Source organism: Polyangiaceae bacterium, from assembly GCA_016715885.1.
Classification (GTDB): domain Bacteria; phylum Myxococcota_A; class Polyangia; order Polyangiales; family Polyangiaceae; genus Polyangium.
Window position 1 is genome coordinate 166,612 of record JADJXL010000003.1, and the last position, 26,189, is coordinate 192,800.

General features: G+C 60.0%; 21 protein-coding genes. 16 read left to right on the forward strand and 5 right to left on the reverse strand.

The features are described 5' to 3' along the window. The first annotated feature begins 3 nt into the window (after window positions 1-3). Window positions 4-606 carry a hypothetical protein gene (locus tag IPM54_07200; GenBank protein ID MBK9259612.1) on the forward strand — a complete coding sequence of 201 codons (603 nt, stop codon included), beginning with the start codon at window positions 4-6 and terminating at the stop codon, window positions 604-606. Between the two features lie 42 nt (window positions 607-648). Here the strand turns inward: IPM54_07200 and IPM54_07205 are convergent, their stop codons facing one another. Next, window positions 649-1,752 carry a pyridoxal-phosphate dependent enzyme gene (locus IPM54_07205; protein ID MBK9259613.1) on the reverse strand — a complete coding sequence of 368 codons (1,104 nt, stop codon included), beginning with the start codon at window positions 1,750-1,752 and terminating at the stop codon, window positions 649-651. Window positions 1,753-1,846: 94 nt separating this feature from the next. Here IPM54_07205 and serC point away from each other — a divergent pair, with 94 nt between their 5' ends. From serC to IPM54_07230, 5 genes are all read left to right on the forward strand, one after another. Continuing rightward, on the forward strand, window positions 1,847-2,935 hold the full coding sequence (gene serC / locus IPM54_07210; protein MBK9259614.1) for a 3-phosphoserine/phosphohydroxythreonine transaminase: 1,089 nt from the start codon (window positions 1,847-1,849) through the stop codon (window positions 2,933-2,935). 178 nt (window positions 2,936-3,113) lie between these two features. Further along, entirely contained in the window at window positions 3,114-4,532 is a 1,419-nt protein-coding gene (locus IPM54_07215; GenBank protein ID MBK9259615.1) for a serine/threonine protein kinase, read from the forward strand. Between the two features lie 37 nt (window positions 4,533-4,569). Continuing rightward, window positions 4,570-5,589, forward strand: coding sequence for a hypothetical protein (locus IPM54_07220; protein MBK9259616.1), 1,020 nt, complete (start codon window positions 4,570-4,572; stop codon window positions 5,587-5,589). Between the two features lie 59 nt (window positions 5,590-5,648). After that, window positions 5,649-6,095: a helix-turn-helix domain containing protein gene (locus IPM54_07225; GenBank protein MBK9259617.1), complete on the forward strand. Its 447-nt coding sequence runs from the start codon at window positions 5,649-5,651 to the stop codon at window positions 6,093-6,095. Between the two features lie 933 nt (window positions 6,096-7,028). Further along, window positions 7,029-7,337, forward strand: a complete 309-nt coding sequence (locus IPM54_07230; GenBank protein ID MBK9259618.1) for a hypothetical protein — start codon at window positions 7,029-7,031, stop codon at window positions 7,335-7,337. A 12-nt stretch (window positions 7,338-7,349) separates the two neighbouring features. On the opposite strand, the gene IPM54_07235 is transcribed toward IPM54_07230, so the two are convergent. Genes IPM54_07235 through IPM54_07245 form a run of 3 tightly spaced genes read right to left on the reverse strand, consistent with a single transcriptional unit; the run spans window position 7,350 to window position 11,229 of the window. Beyond that, window positions 7,350-8,108: a ribonuclease Z gene (locus IPM54_07235; protein MBK9259619.1), complete on the reverse strand. Its 759-nt coding sequence runs from the start codon at window positions 8,106-8,108 to the stop codon at window positions 7,350-7,352. A 33-nt stretch (window positions 8,109-8,141) separates the two neighbouring features. Then, window positions 8,142-9,872 carry an SUMF1/EgtB/PvdO family nonheme iron enzyme gene (locus IPM54_07240; protein MBK9259620.1) on the reverse strand — a complete coding sequence of 577 codons (1,731 nt, stop codon included), beginning with the start codon at window positions 9,870-9,872 and terminating at the stop codon, window positions 8,142-8,144. A 31-nt stretch (window positions 9,873-9,903) separates the two neighbouring features. Next, window positions 9,904-11,229, reverse strand: a complete 1,326-nt coding sequence (locus tag IPM54_07245; protein MBK9259621.1) for a M18 family aminopeptidase — start codon at window positions 11,227-11,229, stop codon at window positions 9,904-9,906. 166 nt (window positions 11,230-11,395) lie between these two features. Between IPM54_07245 and IPM54_07250 the strand changes: the two genes are divergently transcribed. The 8 genes from IPM54_07250 (at window position 11,396) to IPM54_07285 (ending at window position 20,726) form a co-directional block, all read left to right on the forward strand. Next, on the forward strand, window positions 11,396-12,712 hold the full coding sequence (locus IPM54_07250) for a universal stress protein (GenBank protein MBK9259622.1): 1,317 nt from the start codon (window positions 11,396-11,398) through the stop codon (window positions 12,710-12,712). Window positions 12,713-12,809: 97 nt separating this feature from the next. Continuing rightward, window positions 12,810-14,513, forward strand: a complete 1,704-nt coding sequence (locus IPM54_07255; GenBank protein ID MBK9259623.1) for a hypothetical protein — start codon at window positions 12,810-12,812, stop codon at window positions 14,511-14,513. 206 nt (window positions 14,514-14,719) lie between these two features. Beyond that, entirely contained in the window at window positions 14,720-15,328 is a 609-nt protein-coding gene (locus tag IPM54_07260) for a hypothetical protein (GenBank protein ID MBK9259624.1), read from the forward strand. Window positions 15,329-15,520: 192 nt separating this feature from the next. Further along, a complete protein-coding gene (locus IPM54_07265) occupies window positions 15,521-16,204 on the forward strand; it encodes a DUF1566 domain-containing protein (GenBank protein MBK9259625.1) in 684 nt (227 codons plus the stop codon). 111 nt (window positions 16,205-16,315) lie between these two features. Next, the gene (locus IPM54_07270) at window positions 16,316-16,792 is read left to right on the forward strand and encodes a DUF1566 domain-containing protein (GenBank protein ID MBK9259626.1); all 477 of its coding nucleotides are present in this window, start codon (window positions 16,316-16,318) and stop codon (window positions 16,790-16,792) included. Between the two features lie 169 nt (window positions 16,793-16,961). Continuing rightward, window positions 16,962-18,509, forward strand: coding sequence for a protein kinase (locus IPM54_07275; GenBank protein ID MBK9259627.1), 1,548 nt, complete (start codon window positions 16,962-16,964; stop codon window positions 18,507-18,509). A 27-nt stretch (window positions 18,510-18,536) separates the two neighbouring features. Further along, entirely contained in the window at window positions 18,537-19,577 is a 1,041-nt protein-coding gene (locus IPM54_07280; GenBank protein MBK9259628.1) for a hypothetical protein, read from the forward strand. 78 nt (window positions 19,578-19,655) lie between these two features. Continuing rightward, entirely contained in the window at window positions 19,656-20,726 is a 1,071-nt protein-coding gene (locus IPM54_07285; protein MBK9259629.1) for an STAS domain-containing protein, read from the forward strand. Window positions 20,727-20,770: 44 nt separating this feature from the next. Here the strand turns inward: IPM54_07285 and IPM54_07290 are convergent, their stop codons facing one another. Continuing rightward, the gene (locus IPM54_07290; protein MBK9259630.1) at window positions 20,771-22,453 is read right to left on the reverse strand and encodes an AAA family ATPase; all 1,683 of its coding nucleotides are present in this window, start codon (window positions 22,451-22,453) and stop codon (window positions 20,771-20,773) included. A 304-nt stretch (window positions 22,454-22,757) separates the two neighbouring features. Between IPM54_07290 and IPM54_07295 the strand changes: the two genes are divergently transcribed. Together IPM54_07295 and IPM54_07300 are read left to right on the forward strand one after the other, a co-directional pair. Further along, a complete protein-coding gene (locus IPM54_07295) occupies window positions 22,758-23,948 on the forward strand; it encodes an N-acetyltransferase (GenBank protein MBK9259631.1) in 1,191 nt (396 codons plus the stop codon). A gap of 43 nt (window positions 23,949-23,991) precedes the next feature. Then, complete coding sequence (locus IPM54_07300) at window positions 23,992-26,187, forward strand: OPT/YSL family transporter (protein ID MBK9259632.1); 2,196 nt, start codon at window positions 23,992-23,994, stop codon at window positions 26,185-26,187. Window positions 26,188-26,189: the final 2 nt, after the last annotated feature.

The window sequence follows — 26,189 nt, forward strand, 5'->3', positions numbered from 1 at the left end:
CCCATGCTTTCGCTCGCTCGCCTCTCCACGTTTGCCCTCGTGTTTGCCCTCGCCGCATGCGACAAACCACCCGAGCCTACTCCAAACGCAGCCCCGGAACGCCCTGCCCCTGCGACCCCTGCGGCGAATACGGCAAGCAAACCAGCCGCGCCAGCTCGCCCTACCGAGGTCGTGTACGAGGCTCCTGCAGGTTGGCAGAAGATCGACAACCCGAGCCCCATGCGCAAAGCAACGTATAAAATTCCGCGCGCAGAAGGCGATCCCGAAGATGCGGAGATGACCGTGTCGCAAGCGGGAGGCACCGTGGATCAGAACGTCCAGCGTTGGGCGGGCCAGTTCGAACGCGGCAAGGACGACACGATCGGACGCAAGCAAATGAAGGTCGGCGACCTCGATGTAACCGTCGTCGAGCTGCACGGCACGTTCTCTGGGATGGCCATGCCGGGTGCGCCGGCAGCGAGCGGCAAGCCCAATTGGGCCATGCTCGGCGCCATCGTCGAGACGCAAGGATCGCTCACGTTCTTCAAGCTCACCGGTCCCAAGAAAACGGTCGAGTCTGCCAAACCCGCTTTCGACAAGTTCGTCGAAGGCTTCCGCGCCAAGTAGATCCCGAAAGTTGCCGCGTGCCGCGGTAAACGCGCGATTCCTTCAGATCGCCAATTCGCCTTCGAAGAACCGCTGAAACTGTGGGTCGAGTTCGTCAAGACGCACCGTGGGTGTGGGCCAGACGGACGACAACGTGTTCCAAAGTAAAATCGTTTTACCGGGATACGATGCGCACGCGCGACGCAACCCCACGAGTGTTTTGCCGCTGTACGTGATCTCCCCCGGAGCTCCGATGAGGCGTTTTACCTCGGGGCAAGCGGCAATCGCCTCGTTTGTCGGGTGCCCGTAACCGCGCCCTGCACACGCGTGATCCATCTCGATGCGCGCTTTGGACGAAGTTCGACGCGGAAGCCCACCGATCCTTTTGGATAGGTACGCTTTCGTCGATTCCACCAAAAGCCCGAGCGTTGCTCGATTGCACACGATCCGATCGGTGATCCGCACGGCGACGATGGTCGTGTTCCACCCGAGGAGCGTCGCGCCGAGGCAAAGTGCGGCCGCCGTACCTCCGCTCCCCGCAGGCACGACGATCACATCGGGCCGAGGCATGTCGCCGCGGGCAACTTGATCGGCAAGCTCGAACGCGGCGCTCACGTAGCCGAGATTCGCGAGGGGTCCCGATGCTCCAGGCGCAACGAAATATGCCGATCGTCTCGATTGCCAAAGCTTGCGGATCGTGACGATCGCCGTACGCGCATAGCTACCTCCGTAGAGCATCCGTCCTCCGGTCGATGCTTGGATCAGCAGGGATTGCCGGGCGAACGACGTCAGAGGTTGGTCGAACAGAACGCTCGTCACTCCAAACCCGAGGGTTTTTCCGAGGAGGATCGTCGCGGTCACCTGCGTCGATGCGAGTCCTCCCACGGTGATGATCTCCTGCGCGCCGCGATTTTTCGCATCAGCGAGCAAGTGTTCGAAGCGGCGGATCTTGTTGCCTCCAAACACTGGATGGATGGCGTCGTCGCGCTTCATCCACACGTCGCTTCGCCCAAGGTAGCTCGAGATGTTCGTGCACGGTTCGACCGGAGTTGGACAAGTGGCAAGCGGGATCCACGGCACCGCGTCGCGAAGCCGCGGATACTCGGCGACGAGCCGGCTCTCGGTAGCTCGACCAGGCTTCGATGCGGGCACTTCCGCTTCGGACATGGCCTCACCATACCGGGTTCGGAGGTGCACTGCATTCGCCCGCCGATCAGAGCCGTGGCCGTGCTATAGGCCCCTACGAATCGAGGACGCTCACATGACTCGCGTGCACAATTTCAATGCTGGTCCCGCTGCACTCCCGCTCGCTGCGCTCGAACGTGCACAGCGCGAAATGCTCGACTTCGAGGGCACGGGCATGTCGATCATCGAGCACAGCCATCGCGGCAAGGCGTACGAGCGAGTGCATGAAGAAGCCATCACGCTACTGCGAGAGCTTCTTGGCATTTCGAGCGACTACGACGTGCTCTTCTTGCAGGGCGGTGCGAGTCATCAATTTGCGATGATTCCGCTCAACTTCCTCGGTCAGGGCCAAAAGGCGGACTACATCATCACGGGCGGGTGGTCGGAAAAGGCTTACGAAGAGGCGCAGCGCATCGGTGATGTCCGAATTGCGGCGACCACTGTCCAAGACAAACGTTATGTCCGAGTGCCTCGCCAGGAAGAGATCGCGATCGATGCTCGAGCGGCGTACGTCCACATGACGACGAACAACACGCTATTCGGCACGCAGTGGCATGCGTTTCCGGACACGTCTGGTGCGCCGCTGTTTGCGGACATGTCGAGCGATTTTCTGTGGCGTCCCATCGATGTCAGTCGCTTCGCGTTCATCTATGCCGGTGCCCAGAAGAACATTGGGCCGTCGGGTGTGACGGTCGTCGTCGTGCGCAAGGATCTCGTTGCTTCGGCGCGCAAAGACATCCCGAAAATCTTTCAGTACCGCACCTTCGCGGACAACAACTCGCTCTACAACACGCCTCCGACGTTTGCGATTTACCTCGTGCGCAACGTTCTTGCGGTGACGAAAGAGCAAGGTGGGCTTGCGGAGGTCGAGCGTAAAAATAGGCAAAAAGCAGGGCTGCTTTACGACACGATCGATGCGATGGCGGACTATTATCGCGCCCCGGTGGAGCGTGAGAGTCGCAGTTTCATGAACGTCGTGTTTCGACTTCCGACCGAGGAGCTCGAGAAGAAGTTTGTCGCGGAAGCGGCAAAGCAGGGCATGGTGGGTCTTGCGGGGCATCGCAGCACCGGCGGTATCCGCGTGTCGCTCTACAACGCGATTGAGCTCGCGTCGGTCGAGTGTTTGGTTGCCTTCATGAAAGCCTTCGCATCACGCGTGGGATGACCTTCGCGAAGGCTTGGACCGTGCGATAAGTCAGCAGAATTCTTGGGCATCGGTCTCTGCGCGAGTTTCGGCATGCGGGACCGATGCTGCCCTTGCGTTGCACTCGTGCTTTCTTCGTGCTCACTTTTTCGCATGAAGCTTCCTTCGTGGCCGGCTTTTGGGGTAAGCTCCGTGCCGTATGAGTAGCTTCGGGCCCGGAGCCGTCATTGCCGGGAAGTACCGGCTGATCAGTTTGCTCGGCAAAGGAGCGATGGGCGAGGTGTGGCGAGCGGAGCACGTCACGCTTGGAGCGCATGTTGCCGTCAAGCTGATCGACCTGGATCTGCTCGGGCCGGGGACTCATTCCAATAGCGAAGTCGTGCAGCGGTTTTTTCGCGAAGCGAAAGCTGCTGCGGCGCTACGTAGCCCGCATGTCGTGCAGATCCTCGATCACGGCTACGACGGCCAACTGCCGTATATCGCGATGGAAATGCTCGAAGGCGAGACGCTCGAGGATCGCCTCGAGCGCATGCGCGTGCTCCCGCCGCTCATGACGGCGACGGTCATTACGCACGTTGCGCGTGCCATTGGCAAAGCGCACGAAGCAGGCATCGTCCATCGCGATCTGAAGCCCGGCAATGTGTTTCTCGTGAAAAACGACGATGAAGAAGTCGCCAAAGTGCTCGATTTCGGCATCGCAAAAGCAACGACTGGCGCGCTTGGTGCGGAAGGTGGCGTCTCCACGAGGACCGGTTCAGTCGTTGGAACTCCCTGTTACATGAGTCCCGAGCAGGCACTTGGGAACAAGTCGATCGATTATCGAGCGGATCTGTGGTCGCTCGGCGTCATCGCGTTCGAGTGCATCTGTGGCGTGCGTCCGTTCGACAGCGAAGCTCTCGGTGATCTCATCGTGCAGATCTGCGCTCGTCCCTTGCCCATTCCGTCGCAAGTCGTTGCGACGACGGGCGTGCCCATTCCGGATGGTTTCGACGCATGGTTTGCCAAGGCGTGTGCACGAGAGCCGAACGAGCGTTTTCAGTCCGCTCGTGAGCTTGCTGAATCCCTTCGTTTCCTGCTCGTTCCGGATGGTTCAGGCATCTTCAGCCTCGGCGTGACGGGCACATCGATGCCGCGCATCGTCGTGCCTCCGCAAGATCGGGTGTCGCTAGCTGGCGTTGATGGAGCAAGCATCGCGCGAACGCACGTTCTCAATCCGAACACGATGACCCATCCGGGTGTGGCTGCAGCCGTCACGTCTGCGCCGAACAAAGGCGTGCGATCGGCGGTCATCGTGGCGTCTGTCGCGACGCTCATTGCGGTAGGTGTTGGCATCGGCGTGTTTGCGACGATGGGTGGACAAACGGCGTCGAACCCCTCGCCTGCCGAGAGCGGAGCTACACCTACGGCAACACCGTCGATGGCTTCCGCAGCGCCGTCTGCATCGGAGATAGCTCCAGCCGATTCTGCTCCAGCCGATGCTGTTGAAGCTGCGCCAAGCGCCACTGCGGTGACCGATGCGGCGCCTTCTGCGACGGCGCCGACGACGAAACCGCTCTTGACGAAGCCGATTTCGACCAAGAAGACGACCACGAAGAAATCGCAGGGATGGGGCTTCTGACCCACGCGGACAAACTCGAAGGAACGTGAGAAAAACGATGCGGTTGTCGAAGATGATCGGTGCGGTGCTCGTAAGCACGATGCTCTATGCAGCGCCGACGGGAGCCCAGCCGATCGATGATCAATTGCGTGCCACTGCCAGAGCACTCGCAGACGAAGGCATGACGTTCTTCGAGCAACGCAAATACGTCGAAGCGCTCGATCGATTCGATCGTGCCGGTGCAATCATCCAAGCCCCAACGATCACGCTGCATGCCGCCCGAGCCCTCGACAAACTCGGTCGTCTCGTCGAGGCCGCCGAGCGATATCGGCTTTGCATCAACACGCCACTCGACGACAAAGCGTCCGAAGCGTTCCGCGTCGCGCAAGAGACGGCACGAGGCGAATTGCAGGCTCTCACGCCTCGTATCCCTTCCATCGAGATCGCCGTGCAAGGCCCGGGGGCTGACAACGCGACCGTGACGCTCGACGGAAAACCCGTTCCCAAGGCCCTCATCGGTGTCAAAACGCTCGTCAACCCTGGTGAGCACAAAATTGGGGCCAGCACGGAAACGCACGCGGACCTCGAAGATGTGGTGATTAGCGAAAGGCAACTCGCGCGCGTAGTGCTCGAGCTCGAACCCAAGAGCGATACGAATACGGGACAATCGAACGATCCGGCAACGCCGCCGGACAAGTCGAAGCCAGTGAATGGCAAGCGCGTGGCCGGGTTCGTAACGCTCGGCGTGGGCGGTGCGTTCGCGTTCGTCGGTGTTGCCGCGGGCCTCGCTGCACTCGATAGCCAGGAGGCGCTCGACGCAGAGTGCCCGAGTGGCGCTACGTTCCCGAGCGATCATTACTGCCTTTCTTCCGGTTTCCGCACCAAGTACGATTCCTTCGTCCTGCAACGAAATCTTTCCGTGGCGGGGTTCGTCGTTGGCGGAGTCGGGATCGCGACCGGAATCGTGCTGCTCGCCCTTTCGGCAAAGACCAAGCCGGCTGAACCGCAGAAGGCGGGCACCGTCCACATCGAGCCCTGGGTGGGCCTGAATTCGGCCGGTTTGCGCGGCACATTTTAAAATTCCCGCCCCCTCACTTTCTCTCAGGTTTCCCTCCCCCTGAACACTGGTGCAGGGCGATGGAACCCACTCCTCCTCTCCGCCTCACGCTTCAGGAACGCTGCACGCTCGAAGCTTGGGCTTCCGCGCGTTCGTGCCTCGACGCGACAACGAGCAAGCGTGCGCTACGTGCGAACATCGTTCTCGTTGCCGAAAGCGGCCTCGACGCTCGCCGCATTGCCACGCGTCTTGGCGTACGTCCGAGCACAGCTCGCAAGTGGCTCGAGCGGTTTGTCCAAGACCGCCTTGCTGGCCTCGGAGACCGGCCTCGGTCGGGCGCACCGCGTCGCATCTCAGACGCACGCGTTGCCGAAGTCCTGCTTCGGACACTCGAGCCAACACCGAAGGGAGCTCATCCGTGGAGCCGCCGCATGATGGCCAAAGCCACCCGTCTCAGCCGCTCTACCGTCCACCGCATCTGGCGCAAATTCGAGATCGCTCCCGATAGGCTCACCCCCGCGAAATAGCTGCTCACCTTCCTCCGACGACATCGGCACCGCTGCCGCACATCACCCTGCACTCTGACGACGTTGCGCTTCGTCCATTCGACGCCGCTCCTGCCGTCGACGTAGGGTTTGTCGCCCTGTTCGACCCTGCCAATCGCTCCTTGTTCACTGATCCCAATCCGGTGTTCTTCTGGATCCTCGCTCACCTTTCCTCCCGTTCGTCGGGGCATACGGCATAGCCCTTACTTCGATTCTCAGGAAAAACCTACGCGCCGGGGCAAACCCATTTCCAAATTCGCTGATTCACCGCTTCGGAACGCAAAGTGCGCGAGGTAAAAAGCGCACCGAGTTTCACCGGACGAGCGGCAGCGCAATTCCTTCCCTGCCAAGCGTCCCCTACGGGATCTCGGCTTGGCCTCACCTTTGAAGATGAGCTGCATTGAACATGAACTACGCAGTACGAGACAATCGAGCGGGCGGGACGAACCATACGTCACCGTACGGTTCGTTTGCCCGCGGACGATTCGTTATCGACGATGACCGAAAATTGCATGAGTTCGGCCGGCCTCGGCCGTTCGTCATGGCAACGCATTGGAAAACGGTGCGTATGCGAGCCGAAAAATCATTTTCCTCGCCGCGCGCCACCGAGCACTGCTTGACGTCATTTCAATCGGCACAACAGCAGTCAGCAAGACCATTTGGACACTGTCTCGTTTCTTCGAGCAGCGTCGTCGGAGGAGGGGTTTCATGAGCGATCAGGACCGCCAGGAACGAATCGAAAATGCAAACGCTACCAGCCAAACCAAAGAAGAGCCGCTCCCGGTAGGCGACGAAGAAATGCTCGCAGCCGAAGCGCAACAAGCGGAGCAAGCAAGCGGCTCGGAGCAGCCTGCTCCCGAATCCGAGCAGCCGCCGACGGAGCGAAAACCCGCTTCACAGCGTGGTTTCGCGGCAATGGAACGGGAAAAACAACGTGCCATTGCGAGCAAAGGCGGTCGCGCTGCGCATGAAAAGGGCACCGCTCACGAATTCACGCCCGACGAAGCGCGTCAGGCCGGGAAAAAGGGCGGTGAGGTCGTCAGCCAGAACCGCAAACACATGGCCGAAATCGGCCGAAAGGGCGGCGAAAGGGTCAGCCAGGACCGCGAACACATGGCTCAGATCGGCCGCAAGGGCGGCGAAGCCGTTTCGAGCGACCGAGCCCATATGGCGCAAATCGGTCGCAAAGGCGGTGAAGCTCGCGGCGGCGAACATCATCGCTAAATAAGGCCGGTTTCACAACTCGATGCGCTCACCCTCGTGCGTACACACGATGGGTGAGCGCGCGACGTCGTGAAAATCCGGATAATGGATGAGCCGCATTTTGCCGCGCACCGCCGCGGGCAAACCCACGAGCGACGCGAGCGGCGTATGCACTCCGAGGTTCGTCTCGTGAAAAAATGCGTCGCTTTCGGCAAGCCATTCGATGAGCGACGGATCGAATGCCGTATCGGCACTGTATCCGAACGTTTTGTCACCGCTCGACACGCGAAGCGCTGACGTGGGAATATGGTGTATCGTCGGACGCCACTCGAGCGTCAGGTCGCCGATGCGGTTTTTCCCCGGCTCCAGCGGGAACACATCTGCATAATCGTCCAGCGTCAAATGCGAGCGTGACCCGTCGGCATGCATCAGCGTATCCATTCCGCCCGCGAGCCGCGTGCTCCACAAGCCCGCCAAAACCTCCCGTGCCGCGTAAAGCTCGACTTTTTTCCCCACCACGAAACGCCGAAAAAAGAGCAGTTGTTCGAGGCCCCCCATGTGATCGCCGTGCAAGTGCGTAATCACCACGCGCTCCACGTCACCCAGTCCAATCCGCTCACCTCCACGAGTGCCCAGGTCCCCGAGCGCCTTGCCGAGCGCCGGTGGTGCATCGACCAAGAGCCGCGTCGACGCCGACTCGATGAAAAACGACGCATTGTAGTAACGATCGGTAAAGGCATCGCCTACCCCGATGACGCGTACGGAAAGCGACATGGCGGCATTCTGACTCACGCTCGCGGCGTCACGCAATTGAAAACTTCCGCGCTACCGCTTCGCCGCTTCGCGGACGCATCGGAATCCGATGTGCCGCAACGCTTCGCGCGGATCCGCCGACAGGTACGCGGCGTAGGAATACTGGGCTTCGGGCAAATTCAGTCCGATGTTCGTCGCAGAAGCGTCATGCAATGCATAGTTTACGCATTTCAACGTCGTTTCCGGCAGCCCGCCCGATACTTTCGCAAGCGCCCCCAAGAGTGCGGGCGACCCCTCGCACGTCGAGTTCGAGGGCACATGTTCAGGTCGCTTGCAAAATGATTCTCGTGATGCCTTGACCGTCAACGTCGTCGCAGTTGCTCCGGAAAAACACCTCGTCAACGCCGCCATCACGGCCGGCTTCTCGATGACACGCCTCCATTCGAGCGCCCCCGGCTGCGTCGAATCTGCATTCGCCCACAACTCCAGCTTCGGCGTGCGAGCCCGTTCTTTTGGCGAAGCCCCCGACGATAGTGCCGAGCAATCCCCCGTCGCGCAAACCCAATCGCGATGCGCAATCGTCAGCTCGTCATTTCGCCCCGGAGCGTCACGATGCAGCGGAAATCCCCGTACCGCATACGCCGTCGTTCCTTGCGCTTGCACCCACGACTCGTCCATGTCTGGAGTATCTTCGCGCCAAACCGAAAACGTCCACTCTTGCACGTTCCCCGCCAAATCATGAATCGCTTTATCGGGCGCCCCCTCCGTGCGATCTTGTTCGTTCGACATCACCTTCGCCGGACCCGCCATTTCCCCCTTGAAGGCATGCACCTTGGACCAATCGGGCGCGGCATTTCCCCACGGAAACTTTTTCATCGACGCGCTACGAGCAGCCAGCTCCCATTGCTCTTCGGTCGGCAGCGTTCCGCGAATCGAACGGCAATATTCGAGCGCCGTCGTCCACGGCACTCCATACGCAGGCAATGACTTGTGAGCGTCGGCGGAAGTCAATCCCGTCGTCGCCTTCGGAAACGAATGCGCAGGGTTTTTCTCGAGCCACGGATCGAGCTCGGCCCATGTGACTTCGTGCTGTTGAATTTCAAATGGTGCAGACGCCGCAAGCACCTGCTGCGCTGGACGAAAACCTCGTACCGACGGAGGAACGTCATTCCCACTCACGCCGATCACCTTGCCAGGAGCACCCTCGACCCGGATCCATGCATTGAGCGAATCTGCTGCATTGGCCATCGGCACGGGAACCGACGGCGCCTCCTCTTTCGTGCCTTTCGACGATCCCCAAACGATGGCGAAAAGCGCAATGCCCATGACGAGCGCTCCTGCGCCGAGCGCAATGGGAAGCACTGGAATGCCCTGCGAAGGTTTGTTGTGCAACGGCGGCGGTGCAATCGACGGGCTCGACGTCATCCCGCGAGGCACGTCCGTCACGGTTTTCACGATGGCCGATGCGGGCACGTCGACCGATGTTTGCACGACGGTTGCCGGCAATTTTTGGGGCGGAAAGGATCCGGATGAACGCAACGCTTCCTCGAGAGGCGCGCCGACCAAAGTCGAATTCGAAGCGGCTGGAGGACTCGACGGACTCGACGACGCATCGGGTGCCGTCGAGATGCGTGCCATTTCCACGAACATGCCCGTCGCCATTGCCGAGGAATCTGGCCCCGATTGCAGCGGCCCGCGCGGAATCGTAGCTTGCCCGTGTTCGGTCGCGTGCTTCGGGGGCTCGGCGTCTCGGATCGTATCGTTCACGCCGCTTTTCGCGCCTGTCGATTCGTTGTCGTCCATGTCTCGTTCACCAAACCCCGATGGCCCTTGTTCACCCACGGAAAACCCTGCGGAACGTCTCGACGGACCAATATACGTCCTCCGTACCGGCCATTTCGCGACAACTATGCATGCTCAGCATCGGCGCGCCGACGTCCACCGTACGAATGCCAAGGATCGCCGACGTAATGGGACCAATCGTGCTTCCGCAGGGCAAATCGGTACGGACCACGAACTTTTGCGGACACTGCCCCGCGTCACGACAAACGCTCTCGAAAAACGCCGCAGTCCCACCGTCGGTCGCATACGATTGATTCGCATTCGACTTGATGACCAGTCCCCGATTCAGCATCGGCTGATGCTGCGGTTCGTGCTGATCGGCGTAATTCGGGTGCAGCGCGTGAGCCATGTCGGCGCTGACCAGGATCGACCGCGATATCGACCGCTGCATCGCTTGTTTTTCGTTTCCCGGATACGCCTCGACAATTCGAGCGAGCGTGTCCTTGAGCACCGTACCCGCAGCGCCCGCCGCGCTACGGCTCCCACATTCTTCATGATCGTATAGCACGATCATGCGCGTTGCAGGACCATTTCCGTTTTCGGCCGCAAGGGCCGTCGTCGCCGCATGACAACTCGCCAAGTTATCGAGGCGCGACGACATGATGAATTCTTGCTGTAGCCCGCCCAGTGTCGCTTTCGTCGTATCGTACAAGCTCAGATCCCAACCGAGGATCGTTTCGGGCTTTTCATCGAGCTCTCGCGCAACGAGCGCGCGCACGTCGATTTCTTTCCCCAACCCTGCAATGGGCACCATGTGCTTTTGCTCGTTCAGCACCAGGCCGTCTTTGTTGACCGATCGATTCAAATGAATGGCCAAATTCGGTACGCGCGCCACGACGCGACCAATATCGAGCAGACGAGCTTCGGGGCGACCGCTCGATCGGTGGCAAAAAACTCGTCCAGCGAGCGACAAATCGCGATCGGTCCACGTTGCGAGGATGACGCCGCCGTACACCTCGACGCCAATTTGTTGATAACCGCTTTTCGCGACGTCCGGATTGGGTTTCACGCGAAGGTTTGGCGAATCCGTGTGAGCTCCAATGATGCGAAACCCTGCCGCGGCCGGATGCTCGCTGCCGACGACGAATGCCACGATGGTCCCGGCTCGTAAAACGTACTTCTTGTCCCCTGGAGCGATGGACCAGACGTTTTCCTCGTCGAGCTCGGTAAAACCCACCGCTTCGAGCCGGCGAGCGGCTTCACGCGCCGCATGGTAGGGACTCGGTGAACGGTCGACGAAAGCGCAGAGATCACGTGCGGCGGCGAGCGTCTGGTTGCGCAGGTCTTTTTGCGCGCTGGCGGTGTCTTGGAGGCTCATGGCGCGCCGAGGTTACCAGAAGTACGCACCAAGGGCGAGGAGCATCGTCGAAGGTGAGGACCTTCTGATGGGAAGGCAAACCCGACGCCGGATGAACTCATCACAATCTCGGGCCATGTCGTCGCTACCCCTTGATTTCGCGCGCCAAACCACCGACACTACCGCCATGACCATCGTCGTTGCAACGGACTTTTCGCCCGCGGCTGACCGATCGGCGCGCATTGCAGCAAAGATGGCCGCGCGCATTGCAACACGCGTACACATGGTGCACGTGTCGACCGATTCTCGTGCGCCGTTCGTCCTGGGAACCGCCGAAGAACACTTGCTCGCGCCCACACGCAAAGCGCTCGTCGAGGCCGCGGAACGATTGCACGCCGACGAGCACGTGGAGGTCGAGCACGAGCTCGCCGCCGGATCGATTCCCGACGCCCTCGCGACCGCAGCCGAACGCGTCGTCGCTTCCATGGTGGTCGTATCGAGCCCGCTGCGGGTCATGAGTCGATTGCGCAGCAGCACGGCCGAAAGCCTCGCGCGACAAGTGCGCTTACCCTTGTTGGTGGTGCGCGCACCAGACGCATTCGATGCATGGCTTCGTGGTGATCGACCTTTGCACGTGATGGTCGGATCCGATTTGGGTGCCGCATCGACGCGAGCATTGCGATTTGCCGAATCACTACGGAGGTTTGGCCAAGTAGAACTATCCATCGTTTCCGTCGCGTCTCCGGACGAAACGACGGCACGTCTGGGCCTCGCTCCGCCAGTGGATCCGGAAATCTTACCGCCTGCAGCCATTGCCGCCATCGAACGCGAAATTGCGGAGCAAACTCGAGCCGCTTGCGCCACGCCCGACCGAGTGCTCGTACACGCAGGCACCGCCGGACCAGAAACGCATTTGGCCGTATTGGCCGAAAGCGAGCGCGCAGATTTGGTCGTCGTCGGATGTCGCAGGCATTCGTGGCTCGAACAAGTCTGGTACGGCTCCATCGCGCGAGGCATTCTGCGCGCAACGTCGACGAACATCGTCTGCGTGCCGCGATCGCTCGTCGACGAACAGCCCGTCGTGACCCGAACGAGCGGTGTCATCGTTGCGGCAACGGATCTTTCACCGCTTGGCGATGCCGCCGTGCCCTATGCGTATTCGCTCGCGCCGAATGGCGCCACCGTGCACCTCGTGCATTGCATCGATGCAGGGCCATTCAATACTTCCGGCAACGCCGTACCTGATCCCGTGACGCATCGCCGCTTGCTCGAGCGCGTTCCCTCTGGAGCCGACGCTCGCGGTGTGCACACGGAAACCCATGTGCTCGCGGGACGTCCTGCCGAGACACTCGTCGCGCTTGCCGAGCGCGTCCATGCGAGTGTCATCTGCCTTGGATCGCATGGAAGATCTGGCATGAATGCAGCCGTGATGGGCTCGGTCGCGCAGGAAGTCGTGGCCAAGAGTCTTTGCCCCGTTCTCGTCGTGCCTCGGCCACGGGAATGATGCGCGATGCAGCACTCATGGCGCAACGCCCTGCCATCGATCGCCTGAACAATCACCGCCCTTGGGCAACGAAGAGCTGCCGGAGGTCTCCCCCGACATGAAGCTTTCATTGCCACGCGCCCAATGGCTCCCCGTTTTCGTCGCTGCGCTGCTCCCCATTGCCTGCATCGACACAGAACAAGGTCAAGGACAAGGCGGCTCCGGAGGGCGACCAACGAGTAGCTCCAGCGGCGCAACCGGTGGCTCAGGCGGAACCGCTGCTGGCGGCTTTGGCGGCGCAACCGGAGGCTCCGGCGGAACCGCTGCTGGCGGCTTTGGCGGCGCAACCGGTGGCTCAGGCGGGGGCGAACCGTCGTGCTCGGAAGCAAATGCCTCCGTCGATTGCGATGACGGCAATGCGTGCACCGACGACACCTGCCCGACGGGGACTTGCATTCACGAGCCTTCTTCGATTGGAACGCCCTGCGGCATCGATATGCATTGCGACGGCAGCGGGAGCTGCGTGTCGGTCGCCGCCATTTGGGCCAAACGCTTCGGCGCCGCTCAGGACCAATCCAGCCATAGCATCGCCGTTGATTCAGCAGGCAAGGTTGCCTTCACAGGATCGTACCAGAATGCTGTCGACTTCGGCGGCGGAATGCTCCCGCAAGCAATCAAAAACGACGCGTTCCTCGCCAACCTCGATCCGACGGGCCAATTCATTTGGTCGAGGGCATTCGGCAGCGCCACACACGAATCGGCAGGCAATCACGTCAGCTTCGACGGCTCGAGCAACACCGTCAATGCCGGAGGTTTTTATGGAACCGTGGACTTCGGCGGCGGTTCGTTATCGAGCCCGTGGGGCTTCAGCATTTATGCGGCCAAGTATGCGGCAGACGGCACCCACCTTTGGAGCAAGCAATATGGACAGGCCGGAGGCGTTGGTGCCGCATATCAATGCGACGTGGACGAGCTCGGCAACGTATACATCAGCGCCGGTTATTCTGCGGGCGTGGTCGACTTCGGCTGCGGTCCGCTTTCGCCTGCGGGCGACTACGACGCCCTCGTGGCCAAGCTCGACCCGGCAGGCAACTGCATTTGGAGCAAACGCTTCGGCGACGGAGCCTTCCAGCAAACCAGTGCAGTGGCCGTAGACGCGTCAGGCAACGTGATCATCGCGGGCATTCTGAGCGGCACAGCAGACTTTGGCGGTGGTCCCCTCACCAGCGCCGCGGGCCAGGATGTCTTCGTCGCCAAGCTCGACCCCGCGGGCAATCACCTTTGGAGCAAGCGCTTCGGTGGCGCAGGCAATCAGATCGGCATTGGCGTCGCCACTTCTCAAGCCGGCGACATTGCCGTGATTGGCTGGATGACGGGTACGCTCGATTTTGGCGGCAATCCCATGACATCCGCTGGAGGTGACGACGGATTCGTGGCCATGCTCGACTCGAGCGGCAACCATCTTTGGAGCAAGAAAATGGGCGGCATCGGGCATGACGGCTTGCGGTGGGTCGCCATCGATAAATGGGGTAACGTGGGCGTCATTGGCTATTTCAGCAGCACGATCGATTTTGGCAATGGCCCACTCGTGAGCGCCGGTGGACTCGACATCGTCGTAGCCAAGTTTGGCGGCGCGGATGGCAAACACCTGTGGAGCGCGCGGTTTGGCGATTCTGCAAATCAGGTGGGTCAGGGCATCGCCTTCGATCCCACGGGGCATACCTATATTACCGGGGACTTCGTCAGCAGCGTCGATTTCGGCACGGGACCGCTAATGGCCACGGGCGGCGTCGACGTTTTCGTTGCCAAGCTTCCGCCCTGAAGGTCCAAGGACCATCAGCAACGACTGGCCAACAATAACGCATTGCTGCATGGCGGCATAGCGCTACACAGGCTACGCGGTCGACTCCCCCAATGGCGACTTCTTTGCCCTACCCCTCGCAGACCAAATCATTGCCGACGAGCTCGATCAACGTTGACGTTCGATGCTCGACTTCTGCTAGCGTTGCGATACGAGGGATGCTGACCATGCGGAAACCATCGAAAAACTTTGCATTTGTGGCGCTCACGAAGATCGGAGCCTTTGCTCTCATGGTGTTGGGAGCGGCTGCGAATCCGGCCGATAGTTGCTGTGGTGGTGGTGCTGGTAGTGGTGGTAGTGGTGGTAGCGGTGGCGGTGACGGTGGCGCAGGGGGCGGTGGAGGTGCCACTTGCTTCGACTACGCAAGCTTCGAAGATATGACACCGACGGTGATGTTCAAAGCCGACGTCTTACCCATTTTGCGCCAGTCGTGCAGCGCGTCGACTGCGTGTCATGGAGACGAATCGCCTCCGAAGGGTCAACCCTACTTGGGCCCAGACGCCATGGCAGGATCTGCATCGACGATGCAAATCGCAAAGATTTTCGAGCAAAATGTAGATGTTTTTTCATCGAAGGCGACGACGATGAAGATCGTCGATCGCTTCAGCCCTCAAACGAGCTTCTTGATGCACAAGATCGACGGCACGCTCACGTGTGCCGATGTCAAATGCGACGTCGATTGCGGTGTGGCGATGCCCAAAGACGCCGCAATCCTTCCGCAGGCGCAGCGCGACATCGTGCGTCGTTGGATCGCCCAAGGCGCGATCAACAATTGATGGGCCTGAACGCACGTCGAAGACTTCGCAAAAGGCCTGGGCGCTGTAGATGTCGGAAATGTTGCGTAGACCCACCTCGGCGGGTTTACACGGCACGCATCCATCTGACTTGCATGATATGCAGCACGCCGTGTAGCATGAAATGAAGGCGCGACGGGCGTACGGTAGGCAGCGCGATCGAGGAGGCTGGCCTTGTTTGGACGAACGGGACGAACGGCGATGGGTGGACGCGTGGCCGTGTTTGTCGGGACGCTGCTCATGGTCGGAGCGTGCGTGCAAATTGCAGGGATCGACGATCCGCATCCGAAGGACCCAGGCCAAAACACGGACGGAACCGGCGGCCAAAACACGGGCGGAACCGGCGGCCAAAACACGGGCGGAACCGGCGGCCAAGACGCAGGACCGGACGCGGAACCAGATGCACCACCAGATGCACCACACGACCCGGAGTGGGCCAATTGGCCCATGCCCAATCCTCCCGAGGCCGGTTTGCCGAATCCAGCCAGCTACGAAATCAATACGGGCAAAGGTGTCGTCACCGACACCGTCACCAACTTGATGTGGCAACGAGACCTCGACGCAGGTTCCCTTTCTTGGGCTACCGCCAAGACCTATTGCAATGGTTCCGAACATGCTGGTTATACCGATTGGCGGCTACCAACGGCCATCGAGCTCGCATCCCTCGTGGATTTCACCAAGGCGAGCCCAGGGCCAACCATCGACACGGATGCGTTTCCGAATACGCCTGCAGACTGGTTCTGGACGGCTACGCAGGACACGTCTGCCCCAAACAGCGCGTGGTTCATCAGCTTCAATACGGGCCAGACGAGCTCCAACGACAAGGGCGACGAGTATCAGGTGCGTTGTGTGCGTTGACGACAATGAGCTGTTTGCCATTACGGCGATTCGACGCTTCCAAGCAAAAGAACACGATGCAGTTGCCCATTACCCTTTTTTCGACCTCGAGCTCATGAAGGAGTCACGCACATGAGCAGACCTTCCCGTCATTTCAATCGGATATTCATCATTGCCGCTTGGGCCGTCGCTGCGTCTTGGGCCAATCACGGCCATGCCGATGCTCCTGACGGCCATTACACCTTGAACACCGAAACCGTTTACGACACGAAAACGAAGCTGACATGGGAACGACCGATTTCTGCGGGTATGGTCACCTGGGCCGACGCCAACACCCATTGCGCCAACCTCAACATCGAAGGTAAAGCTTGGCGTTTGCCCAGCATGAAGGAATTGCAAACCATCGCAGATCGAACGCGGGCGAAGCCGGCCATCGACCCGACGGCCTTTCCAGACACACCCACGACGCCAATCACGCCTTTCTGGACGTCGTCGCCGTGGGCAAAGGCACCTGCAACCGAGGTGTGGATCGTCGACTTCACCGTTGGCTCCTCGAGCTACAGCGGTGTGGTGGCGAACGTGGCCCATGTTCGGTGCGTGAGCGAATGATGCCAAACCCTGAAGGGTTTGGCAGGATGCGCGGCATGCCCTTTCTCCCATTTGCAGCACGACGGCATGCTCGTCGCGCCTTCTCGATCCATCACCAAGAGCACGATAACTTGCCACCTCCGCGCAACCTCTGGTAGCATCGCCCAAACGCGCGTCGCGGAGTTCGATCATGCATGTAGCGCCGCAAGTTGGCTCGATCCTGCTCGGCAAGTACCGTGTCGAAAGGGTGCTCGGCAAAGGTGGGATGGGGTTCGTCGTCGCCGCTCGGCATGAACACTTGGGCGAACTCTTCGCCATCAAAATGATGCTGCCCGAAGCGCTCATGTACCCCGACGCCCGCGAGCGTTTCATGCGCGAGGCTCGTTCGGCCGCACGTTTGAAAGGCGAACACGTCGCTCGCGTCCACGACGTCGGAACGCTCGAAGACGGCTCACCGTACATGGTCATGGAACACCTCACGGGTGACGACCTCAGCGCCATCTTGGACAAACGCGGCGCATTGCCCGTCAGCGAAGCTGCCTTCTACGCGTATCAAGCATGCGAAGCCGTTGCCGAAGCGCATGCCCTCGGGATCGTCCATCGCGACTTGAAACCTTCCAACATGTTTCTCACGTGCAGGCCCAATGGTACGCCATGCGTGAAGGTCCTCGACTTTGGCATCTCCAAGGACCTCGACCCCAACAAAGTCGGTCCTGCCCTCACAAAAACCGGCACCATCATCGGAACGCCCGTGTACATGGCCCCCGAACAGATGGCCAATAACAAAATGACGGACGCTCGAAGCGACATCTGGTCTTTGGGCATCATCCTCCACGAGCTCGTCACGGGCGAGGTTCCATTCATCGCGGAAAGCATGACCGAGCTCGTGACGAAGGTGCTCACGAATGCGCCTGTGCCTCCGAGCCATGTACGCCCGGGCATTCCACGCGAATTCGATGCCATCGTATTGCGCTGTTTGGAAAAACAACCCCATCGCCGATTCGCCTCGGTGCCCGATTTGATGGCGGCATTGCACCCGTTCATATCATCAAATTGGTCCCACGCCCCCTCGGGCCTCCCACCTCCACCCGCGTATTCGCGCCCTGATCACGTGGACATGGCAACCGTCAAGGAGCAGAGACCGGTCGCGCCAGGTCCACAAGCTATGGGAGTTCCCATAGGTCCGCACGGATTGCCGCGCCTCAACGTCACGAATGCAACGACTGCCGCGCAACCCCTACCTTTCGGAGCCAATTTGCCGTACGTGCCGACAGTCGCCACGCCGCTGCAATCCGAACCCATCGCACCGGCAAGGTCACAAGGTTTTTCCGCGCCAGCACCAGCGCCAAGACAAACCGATGGAGCATGGGGTGGCCCGAATGGCACATCTTCGGGCAATCGAGGGAAAACGTGGCTCGTGGCTGGTCTCGCGGTCGGTGCGATCATCGCCGTGGGCCTGACCGGATGGGTCGTGGCGCTCTCTACCGCATCCGACGACCCCGTGGTCGTGCGATCGACTGTGCCGCCCGAGAATCTCGCGCCTGTCGTGTCCGCAATGCCAATGGCAACGGTTGAGCGAGTGGTGGAAGAACCCGTGGCCGAACCGCAAGAGAGCGTCGCAAAACCACAAGAGAGTGTTGGGGTCGCACCGTCGGCGCCGATCCCAACGACGCACAAAGCCGTCGAGACAAAGCCGCCGGTGACGAAACCGCCGACCAGCAAAGTTCCCGACTTCTGATTTACGATTCGCAATGCTCGAGCTGCCATGACAAAGAATCGAATCAACGCCGTTGCGAGATGTGCGTTTGCATTTTTCCTGCTCACCGCATTGCCCGAACCGGTGTTTGCGCAAGACGACGAAGCCAAGGCGCTTCACATGGCCGGCAAGAATGCCATGGAGCAAGCCGATAAACTCGAGGGCAAGGGTCAACATGCTGAAGCTCAGCGCGTGTATGCGGAAGCATGTTTGAAGTTCAAACAGGCGCTCGCATTGTCACCCAAGCGTCCCACGACGGGAATGGCTTTGGCGTTGTGTCATGTCGCGGTGGGCAAACCTGCGACGGCGCTCGAGCAATTTCGACTTGCGAAGGAATGGGCCGACGCGCAATCGAAGGCGGATGGCGCAGCAGGCGCAGCAAGCGCGCAGGTTGCGGCCGCGAGCGCCGTGGAAATCAAAAAGCTCGAAGCCATCGTTCCGCGACTTCGAATCAATGTGCCGTCGAGCATCAGGAAGGCTCCTGGGCTCGCCATTTCCCAAAATGGGGTCGATGTCCCCGAAGCGGAATGGGGCAACGAAATGGTCGTCGATCCTGGGACGATTACCATTCAAGTTTCAGCGTCGGGCAAAAATACGTGGACCGCGCGACATGAAGCGTCGATGGGCAAATTGACGGACGTATCGGTGACGCCCGACTGGAAGTCCGACGAATCACCGCCACCGCCGCCGCCACCACCACCGCCGTCCGGACGCCGCATTGCAGGTTTCGTAGGTATTGGCGTAGGCGGAGCGGCATTGGTGGCGGGATCGGTGCTCGGCGGATTGGCCTTGTCGAAGCATGCCGATAGCAAAGAGGACGGGCATTGCGACGAGACCAGTGCGTGTGACGAGATTGGTACGGCCTTACGGCTCGACGCGCAAAAATTCGGCAATGCATCGACGGCGATGTTCGTCGTTGGAGGCGCGCTCGCGTTGACTGGCGTCATTCTCGTTGCGACGGCGCCGGCAGACGCGAAGAAATCGGGCAATGGTGTGCAAGCAGCTCTGCGCATGGGGCTCGGTGCCATTGAAGTGCGGGGGCGCTGGTAGCCGACGTAGGTTTGCGGCGAACGTGATAAAATATTTTCCTTGATTGTCATCGATCATCTGATAGGGTCGCGTACGCTTATGGCTGACCGCCCCTCCATCACGATTAACGATGTACCGATCGTTTGGGATCCGCCCGCCGGCGATGTTTCCTTCTTCGGGCTCTCGTCCGTTCTGTTTTGGGCCAACCCGTCGATGTTCCGCTTGCTCGAGCCTTTGGTGGAAGAGATCGGCGTCGATCTTTTCCGCATGCTCGTCGCGCATTCGTCCAGTCTGGGAACCGATGAAGACTACAACTCGATGGTGACCGTGCTCGGCTCGAATTTCGTCGAGGGGTTTCTGGCGTGGGGCAAGGCGGTGAGTACGGCGGGGTGGGGATCCTTTGAAATGCCGTTTTTCGATATCGAGTCTTGTACGGCCGAAGTGCGCGTAATCAATCCCTGGGAATTGCGCATGCAAAAGGCAGGCGGGCGGCTTTGGGGCTGTCCGTTCCTTCAAGGCAAAGTCATTGGCATTCTCGGCCATGCGCTGGGGCAACGCTGCTGGGCCGATGAAGAGGTCGACGTGGATTCCGACCCGCCCGTGGTGACGTTTTCCGTACGCGCGTGGGATCGGACGCTCGACGAAGAATTGCAGCGGCTGCGGGCCGAACAAATTCGCGCTGCCGAAGCACGGCTGACGGCGCAAGTGGAGACGGCCACGGCGGAGCTGCGCGAAAAGCACCGAGAGCTCGACGAAAAAGAAGCCCTCATTCGTTCGCTATCTTCACCCATTCTGCAAGTATGGGACGGCGTGCTCGTGGTCCCCGTCGTCGGTGCATTGTCCGAAACGCGTGCAGAACTGCTGAATGCGAAGCTGCTTCAGCGGGTCGTGGATCAAATGGCCTCGCACGTCGTGCTCGATTTGACGGGCCTCGATTCCGTCGACAATCAAGTCGCCGAACGGCTCGGCTCGACCGTGACCGCCTTGAAGCTCCTCGGCACCGAATGTTCCGTCGTGGGGTTATCGCCCGAATTCGCGCGTCGCGCGGTAGAGCTCGATGTTTCATTTGGCGGGGTGCGCGTCCTGCGAACGCTCGCCGATGCCTTGCGTGACGTCGTGGGGCTGAAGCGAGCTCAACCGAACGCGGCGGCGCGAAAGGCGAAACGCTGACATTGGCGCTGACAGCCGAGGTCAAAGCCTCCCGGCCGCTCGCTCTACGGTGCCGCGTCGAGCAAAGCTTCGACCTTGCGCACCCACGCCCTTTTCCCGTCGAAGACCATCGCGTATTCGTGCACGACTGATGCCCCCGATGCCCGCACGTCTTCGGCATACTTGCGATCCCGTACCTGCTTGGCCGCGTGCACGAGTGCCTGCTCGGGCGTTTCGCTCCGCCTGAGCACCTTGAATTCCATGACCACCCCCGGATTGCCCGGCGTTTTCGGGCGTATCAGCACATCCGCTCGTCCCCGCCCTGATTCCCGATTCGAGCGCACATCGTATTCGTTTTCCAAATGCACGAGCAATCCCAAGATCAAGCCGTGATACAACTTTTCTGGCTGGCGTCCTGCAGCGTCCTGGTACGACAAGATGCGCAAGAACATGTCCTCGAGGATCTCTTGGATCGTCTCCGCATCGCCCGCAAAAATAGCTTGCACCAGATCATCGATGTAGTCGCGCGACGGCGCCGCCTTGTACAGCCAATTGCGGAACATGTCTTCGAAAACCAGTTTCACTTCCCGATTGGGAATGGCCAGCTTGCCGTAATATCGGCCGGCCACCAATTCGAACTGTACCGGCTTCAAATACCCCGCAAACAACAAAAAATTCCACAACGCATCTTCGTTCTTGTCGATGTCCCGCAGCGCGATATTCGAATCGATCGGCATGTCGATCGCTTCGCCTTGCAAGAGCGCCTCGGATACTTTCGTCAAGCCGAGGCCAAGCTTGGCCGCGAGGTAGTCGATGAGATCGCTGGAACCCGAATTGACCCAATAGGGTTTGAGCAAGCCTTCACGGATGTAATTGAGAATCGACCAGGGATTGTAAATGACGTGCCCGCCAAAGATGTACCCATTGTACCAATCGCGCACGTCTTGCAATCGCTCCGGCGGAATGATGGCCGCCACTTCGTCCTCGGTGAACCCAAACACCGTGCTGTAGTTCGTGTCGATGATCGAATACGCCATGATATGATTGAGGCCCGAAAACATGTTCTCCTTCGACACCCGCAAGATACCCGTCAGCACACCTTTGAACAGGGCCGGATTGTCTTTGAGACACGCAGAAAAGAAGCTGCGGAAGAACAAGACGATCTTGTCGAAGAAGTCGTACATGTAGCCCGATTGCACCGGCGTGTCGTATTCGTCGATCAAAATGACCACCCGTTCGCCGTGATGCGCATGAAGCGCCTGGGAAAGCCACTGGAATACATACGGGAGCTCATCATGGGTCACTTCGCCATCGAGCACGCGGCGAATGAGTCGGGCGAGCGTTGGATCGATACGCGGATCGTCGAGCAGGTAACGATGTTCGATGAGCGCCGTCATTAATTGAGCATGAATGCCCGCCATCGTTCCGGACAGCGTATCCGCCTTGACGTCCTTGAAGCTGACCGAAATGACCGGATGCCTTTGAAAATGCTGCATCGCTTTCGCGTCACGCGTGACCGCCAGGCCCTCGAACAAGTGCGACAGGTCCTCCTTGGACTTGCCGAGGAAATACCGGAGCATCGACAGGTTGATTGTCTTGCCGAACCGCCGAGGTCTTGGAAAGCGCAGCGCGAGCGCCGGGTCGGCGAGCATGTCGCTGATGAAGAAGCTCTTGTCGACATAACCAAAACCCGCTTCGCGGAAGTTTCGGAAGTCCGACTCGCCAATGCCCGGAATGAACGCGCTCATGCAAGAACACTCTCATCGCGCGGCGAGCCATGTCAAGCCAAAGTTTGTCGGAGCAGCGGTGGGTTCGAGGACCCAAGTAGCCGAAGACTTGCCCCTCGAGATCGCGCGGCAATGAAGGATCGTCTTTCAATTCCAGCGCCAGATTTTTTCGGAGGCGATTGAGGATATTTCCTCCACGTTCGCGTGCGGTCGCGAGAGAGCAATGACGACACGAGCGACAATGCCGCTCGCGAAGCACTCCCCGCGTTCATGAAAAGCGAGTGGGCTGGGCAGGCGAACGGTGCCGGCTTCGCCGAGCGGCTAGATGAGCCATGACGCTCAGCGCCCCTTGATTTCCCGAGCCAAACCACCGACACTGCCCCGGGTGCTGGAAGTCCGCGTTCACGAATCGATCCGCGAAGTGCCCGAAGACGCTTGGAACGCCTTGCGTGGCGTCTCCGAAGCGCCGTTCCTTTCATGGGCGTTCCTCGACGCGCTCGAACGAACGGGTTGCGTTCGTCCCGAGGTCGGATGGATGCCGCACCATCTGACGTTTCACGACGGGGATCGCCTGGTTGGCGCAGCGCCTGTGTACCTCAAGGGCAACAGCGAAGGCGAATTCGTGTTCGATCACGCTTGGGCCAATGCGGCGCATCGAGCAGGGATTCAGTATTATCCCAAGCTCATCGTCGCCATTCCATTCACGCCTGCGACGGCGCCTCGTCTATTCATTGCAGATGGTCAAGACGAGCTCACGCTCGCCCGTGCACTTGCAGAAGCATTACGGCGCATCGTCGACAAGATCGAGGTATCGAGCGCGCATGTACTTTTTCCTTCGCCGGAGCAAGCATCGCTTCTTGCGCAGACCGGTTTGGCCGAGCGGTACGGCATTCAGTTTCATTGGAAAAACCACGGATATGTAACGTACGATGATTTCTTGGGGCGTTTTTCGTCGAAGCGGCGCAATCAATGGAAGCGGGAGCGACGGGAAATGGCTGCGCAAAACATAGAAATCGAAACGTTGTGCGGCAAAGACATCACGCCGGAGATAGTCGACATTGCATACAGGTTTTACACGAGCACCGTGAATAAGTTTTATTGGGGCAGGCAATACCTGAATCGCGCGTTCTTCGAGGAAATCGTGGACAAACTCGGGGACGGCGTCGAGGTCGTGATGGCTCGTCACGAAGGCCGGCCCATTGCAGGTGCGTGGAACTTCGTCGGAAAGGATGCGCTGTTTGGCCGTTACTGGGGCGCCATCGAAGACCGGCCATTCCTCCATTTCAACGTTTGTTATTACCACTCGATCGAGCAATGCATTTTGCGCAAGCTCGGTCGGTTCGAACCTGGCGCCGGCGGTGAACACAAGATGTCGCGTGGGTTCGAGCCGACAATCACCCACAGTCTCCACCACATCCAAGATCCACGGCTCGACGCTGCCGTTCGAAACTACCTGCCGAATGAGCGCGAAGTGCTGGCGCGCGAGGTGCAGAACCCTGAGATCGCGTTTCGATGAACGAAACGATCTTGCAACCGTGAGATCGTGATATGTAACGGCCATGAGCGAGACCGACAAGGCCGTCGACGCGAACGAGGTCGTCGAAACGAACCAGGGGGAAACCGCAGAAGACAAGGCCCAAGGGGCGCCTACTGCCGCTCCTCCCGACGAAGGTCCGCTCTTTCAGCGAGCTCCGGTGACGGCAGCGGAGATCGAACAGGGCAAACCGATCGAGCTGTCGCCCGATGCCGTCGGACAACTGTCCGAAGAGGAATGGTACGCCCAAGCGTACCGCGGAGGCGCCGCGCAACTCACGGTGCGCGCCATCGCGATGGGCAGCGGTCTCGGATTTCTCCTTGCCTTCACCAACCTTTACGTCGGTTTGAAAACAGGCTGGCACCTCGGTGTGAGCATCACCGCGGCCATTCTGTCGTTTACGATTTGGGGAGCGTTCGTCCGGGTTGGTATCGCTAAGACCCACATGACGATCCTCGAGAACAATTGCATGGCATCGACCGCGTCGGCCGCAGGATATGCCACGGGCGGTACGATGGTGTCGGCAATTCCGGCGCTTTTAATGCTCAGCATTACGCCGGAAAGGCCGGAAGGGACGCACTTGCCGTGGGCGGTGCTTGCCGCATGGACCTTTTTCTTGGCGCTGCTCGGTACGGTCCTCGCCATTCCGATGAAGCGCAACATGATCAATCAAGAACGGCTGCGTTTCCCGACGGGAACGGCGGCTGCAACGACGTTGAAAAGCTTGTACAGCGAAGGTGTCGCGACTGCTACGAAACAAGCTATCACGGTTGCTACGGCACCAAGTATCGCAGGTGCTGTTAGGGCACAACCTATCACAGCTGTGGAGGCTGCTGGTGCCAAAGGCCGAGCGTTGATGACAGCCGCTGCCATTTCCAGTTTCATTCCGCTGCTCAAGGATTTGGACCTTTTGAAGCTCAATGCTTTCAAAGGTTTGGCCGCGTCGCTCGGAGCTGTCGATGCCGCCGGCAAACTGACGCGTACGGCGCTCGTTCCAGGACAAACGCCCATTTTCGATTGGCTCCCAACGGTCACGGCTGGTGGCAAGGCCAAAGCGTGGTCGAGCTGGAACGTCGTTTTGGATCACGGCGTAGCGCTCGTCGCCGCCGGTGCGCTCGTGGGCGTTCGGATAACGCTATCCATGATTGCGGGTGGGTTGATTCTCATCGCGGTGCTCGCGCCGATGGGCCTGTTTGAATCGTGGGTGAATCCGCTTGGTCAATCGGTGCTCGCCGTGACGGCCCCGGGTAAAGCGTGGAAAGAAATCGGATTGTGGTTCGGCGCTCCCATGCTCGTTTCGTCGGGCATTCTCAATTTCGCGCTGCAATGGAAGACCATCGTGCGCGCATTTCAAGGGTTTGGCAAAGCCGCTCGTGATGGGGGATCGCACGGCGACGTGGAGGTCCCGATGCATTGGTTCACGGTGGGCGGGACCGTGGCCACGATTGGCATCGTGGGCATTGCATGGAAGTTTTTCGATGTTCCGCCGCACCTCGGCATTCTTGCTGTATTCCTCACGTTCGTCCTGGCGCTCGTTGCATGTCGCGCAACGGGTGAAACCGACATCACGCCGACCGGCGCCATGGGCAAGATCATGCAGCTCATCTATGGCGGATTGATTCCGCAGAGCGCCACGGCAAACTTGATGACGGCGGGCATTACCGCGGGCGCATCGAGCGCGAGCGCCGACCTCTTGACGGATTTGAAATCGGGCTATTTGCTCGGAGCAAACCCTCGACGCCAATTCATCGCCCAATTGCTCGGTATCGTTCCCGGAACGATTGCGACGACGATTGGCTTTTTCATTCTCGTTCCCCGCGCGCAGGTGCTCGTGGGAGACAACCCGGCATTTCCCGCGCCCGCTGCACAACAATGGAAAGCCGTTGCGGAAATCTTCAAAGTTGGTATTGGCAACCTGCATCCGTTCGCTCGCGAAACGATTGTCGTCGGCATCGTCGTGGGTATCGTGCTCGTGCTCGCCGAACGCCTCTTGCCCAAATACAAAAAATACCTGCCGTCAGCAACCGGCGTGGGCCTTGGCTTCATCCTGCCGTTCTATTACTGCCTCGCGATGTTCCTCGGTGCGGTCGTCGGCGCGGTGGTTGCCAAGCAGGGCAAAAAGTACGACGACATGATCATCCCGGTCGCTTCCGGGCTCATCGCGGGCGAAAGCATCATCGGGGTCATCGTGCAGGCGCTCAACAATTTCGTGCTGAATTGAAT

What these genes read in the sequence shown, in the direction of transcription:
- IPM54_07295 (MBK9259631.1), top strand. Translation starts at nt 22,758, where the DNA reads ATGAGCCATGACGCTCAGCGCCCCTTGATTTCCCGAGCCAAACCACCG.
- IPM54_07205 (MBK9259613.1), bottom strand. Translation starts at nt 1,752, where the DNA reads ATGTCCGAAGCGGAAGTGCCCGCATCGAAGCCTGGTCGAGCTACCGAG.
- IPM54_07250 (MBK9259622.1), top strand. Translation starts at nt 11,396, where the DNA reads ATGACCATCGTCGTTGCAACGGACTTTTCGCCCGCGGCTGACCGATCG.
- IPM54_07215 (MBK9259615.1), top strand. Translation starts at nt 3,114, where the DNA reads ATGAGTAGCTTCGGGCCCGGAGCCGTCATTGCCGGGAAGTACCGGCTG.
- IPM54_07200 (MBK9259612.1), top strand. Translation starts at nt 4, where the DNA reads ATGCTTTCGCTCGCTCGCCTCTCCACGTTTGCCCTCGTGTTTGCCCTC.
- IPM54_07280 (MBK9259628.1), top strand. Translation starts at nt 18,537, where the DNA reads ATGACAAAGAATCGAATCAACGCCGTTGCGAGATGTGCGTTTGCATTT.
- IPM54_07300 (MBK9259632.1), top strand. Translation starts at nt 23,992, where the DNA reads ATGAGCGAGACCGACAAGGCCGTCGACGCGAACGAGGTCGTCGAAACG.
- IPM54_07275 (MBK9259627.1), top strand. Translation starts at nt 16,962, where the DNA reads ATGCATGTAGCGCCGCAAGTTGGCTCGATCCTGCTCGGCAAGTACCGT.
- IPM54_07220 (MBK9259616.1), top strand. Translation starts at nt 4,570, where the DNA reads ATGCGGTTGTCGAAGATGATCGGTGCGGTGCTCGTAAGCACGATGCTC.
- IPM54_07255 (MBK9259623.1), top strand. Translation starts at nt 12,810, where the DNA reads ATGAAGCTTTCATTGCCACGCGCCCAATGGCTCCCCGTTTTCGTCGCT.
- IPM54_07225 (MBK9259617.1), top strand. Translation starts at nt 5,649, where the DNA reads ATGGAACCCACTCCTCCTCTCCGCCTCACGCTTCAGGAACGCTGCACG.
- IPM54_07245 (MBK9259621.1), bottom strand. Translation starts at nt 11,229, where the DNA reads ATGAGCCTCCAAGACACCGCCAGCGCGCAAAAAGACCTGCGCAACCAG.
- IPM54_07270 (MBK9259626.1), top strand. Translation starts at nt 16,316, where the DNA reads ATGAGCAGACCTTCCCGTCATTTCAATCGGATATTCATCATTGCCGCT.
- IPM54_07240 (MBK9259620.1), bottom strand. Translation starts at nt 9,872, where the DNA reads ATGGACGACAACGAATCGACAGGCGCGAAAAGCGGCGTGAACGATACG.
- IPM54_07290 (MBK9259630.1), bottom strand. Translation starts at nt 22,453, where the DNA reads ATGAGCGCGTTCATTCCGGGCATTGGCGAGTCGGACTTCCGAAACTTC.
- IPM54_07285 (MBK9259629.1), top strand. Translation starts at nt 19,656, where the DNA reads ATGGCTGACCGCCCCTCCATCACGATTAACGATGTACCGATCGTTTGG.
- serC (MBK9259614.1), top strand. Translation starts at nt 1,847, where the DNA reads ATGACTCGCGTGCACAATTTCAATGCTGGTCCCGCTGCACTCCCGCTC.
- IPM54_07260 (MBK9259624.1), top strand. Translation starts at nt 14,720, where the DNA reads ATGCGGAAACCATCGAAAAACTTTGCATTTGTGGCGCTCACGAAGATC.
- IPM54_07230 (MBK9259618.1), top strand. Translation starts at nt 7,029, where the DNA reads ATGGAACGGGAAAAACAACGTGCCATTGCGAGCAAAGGCGGTCGCGCT.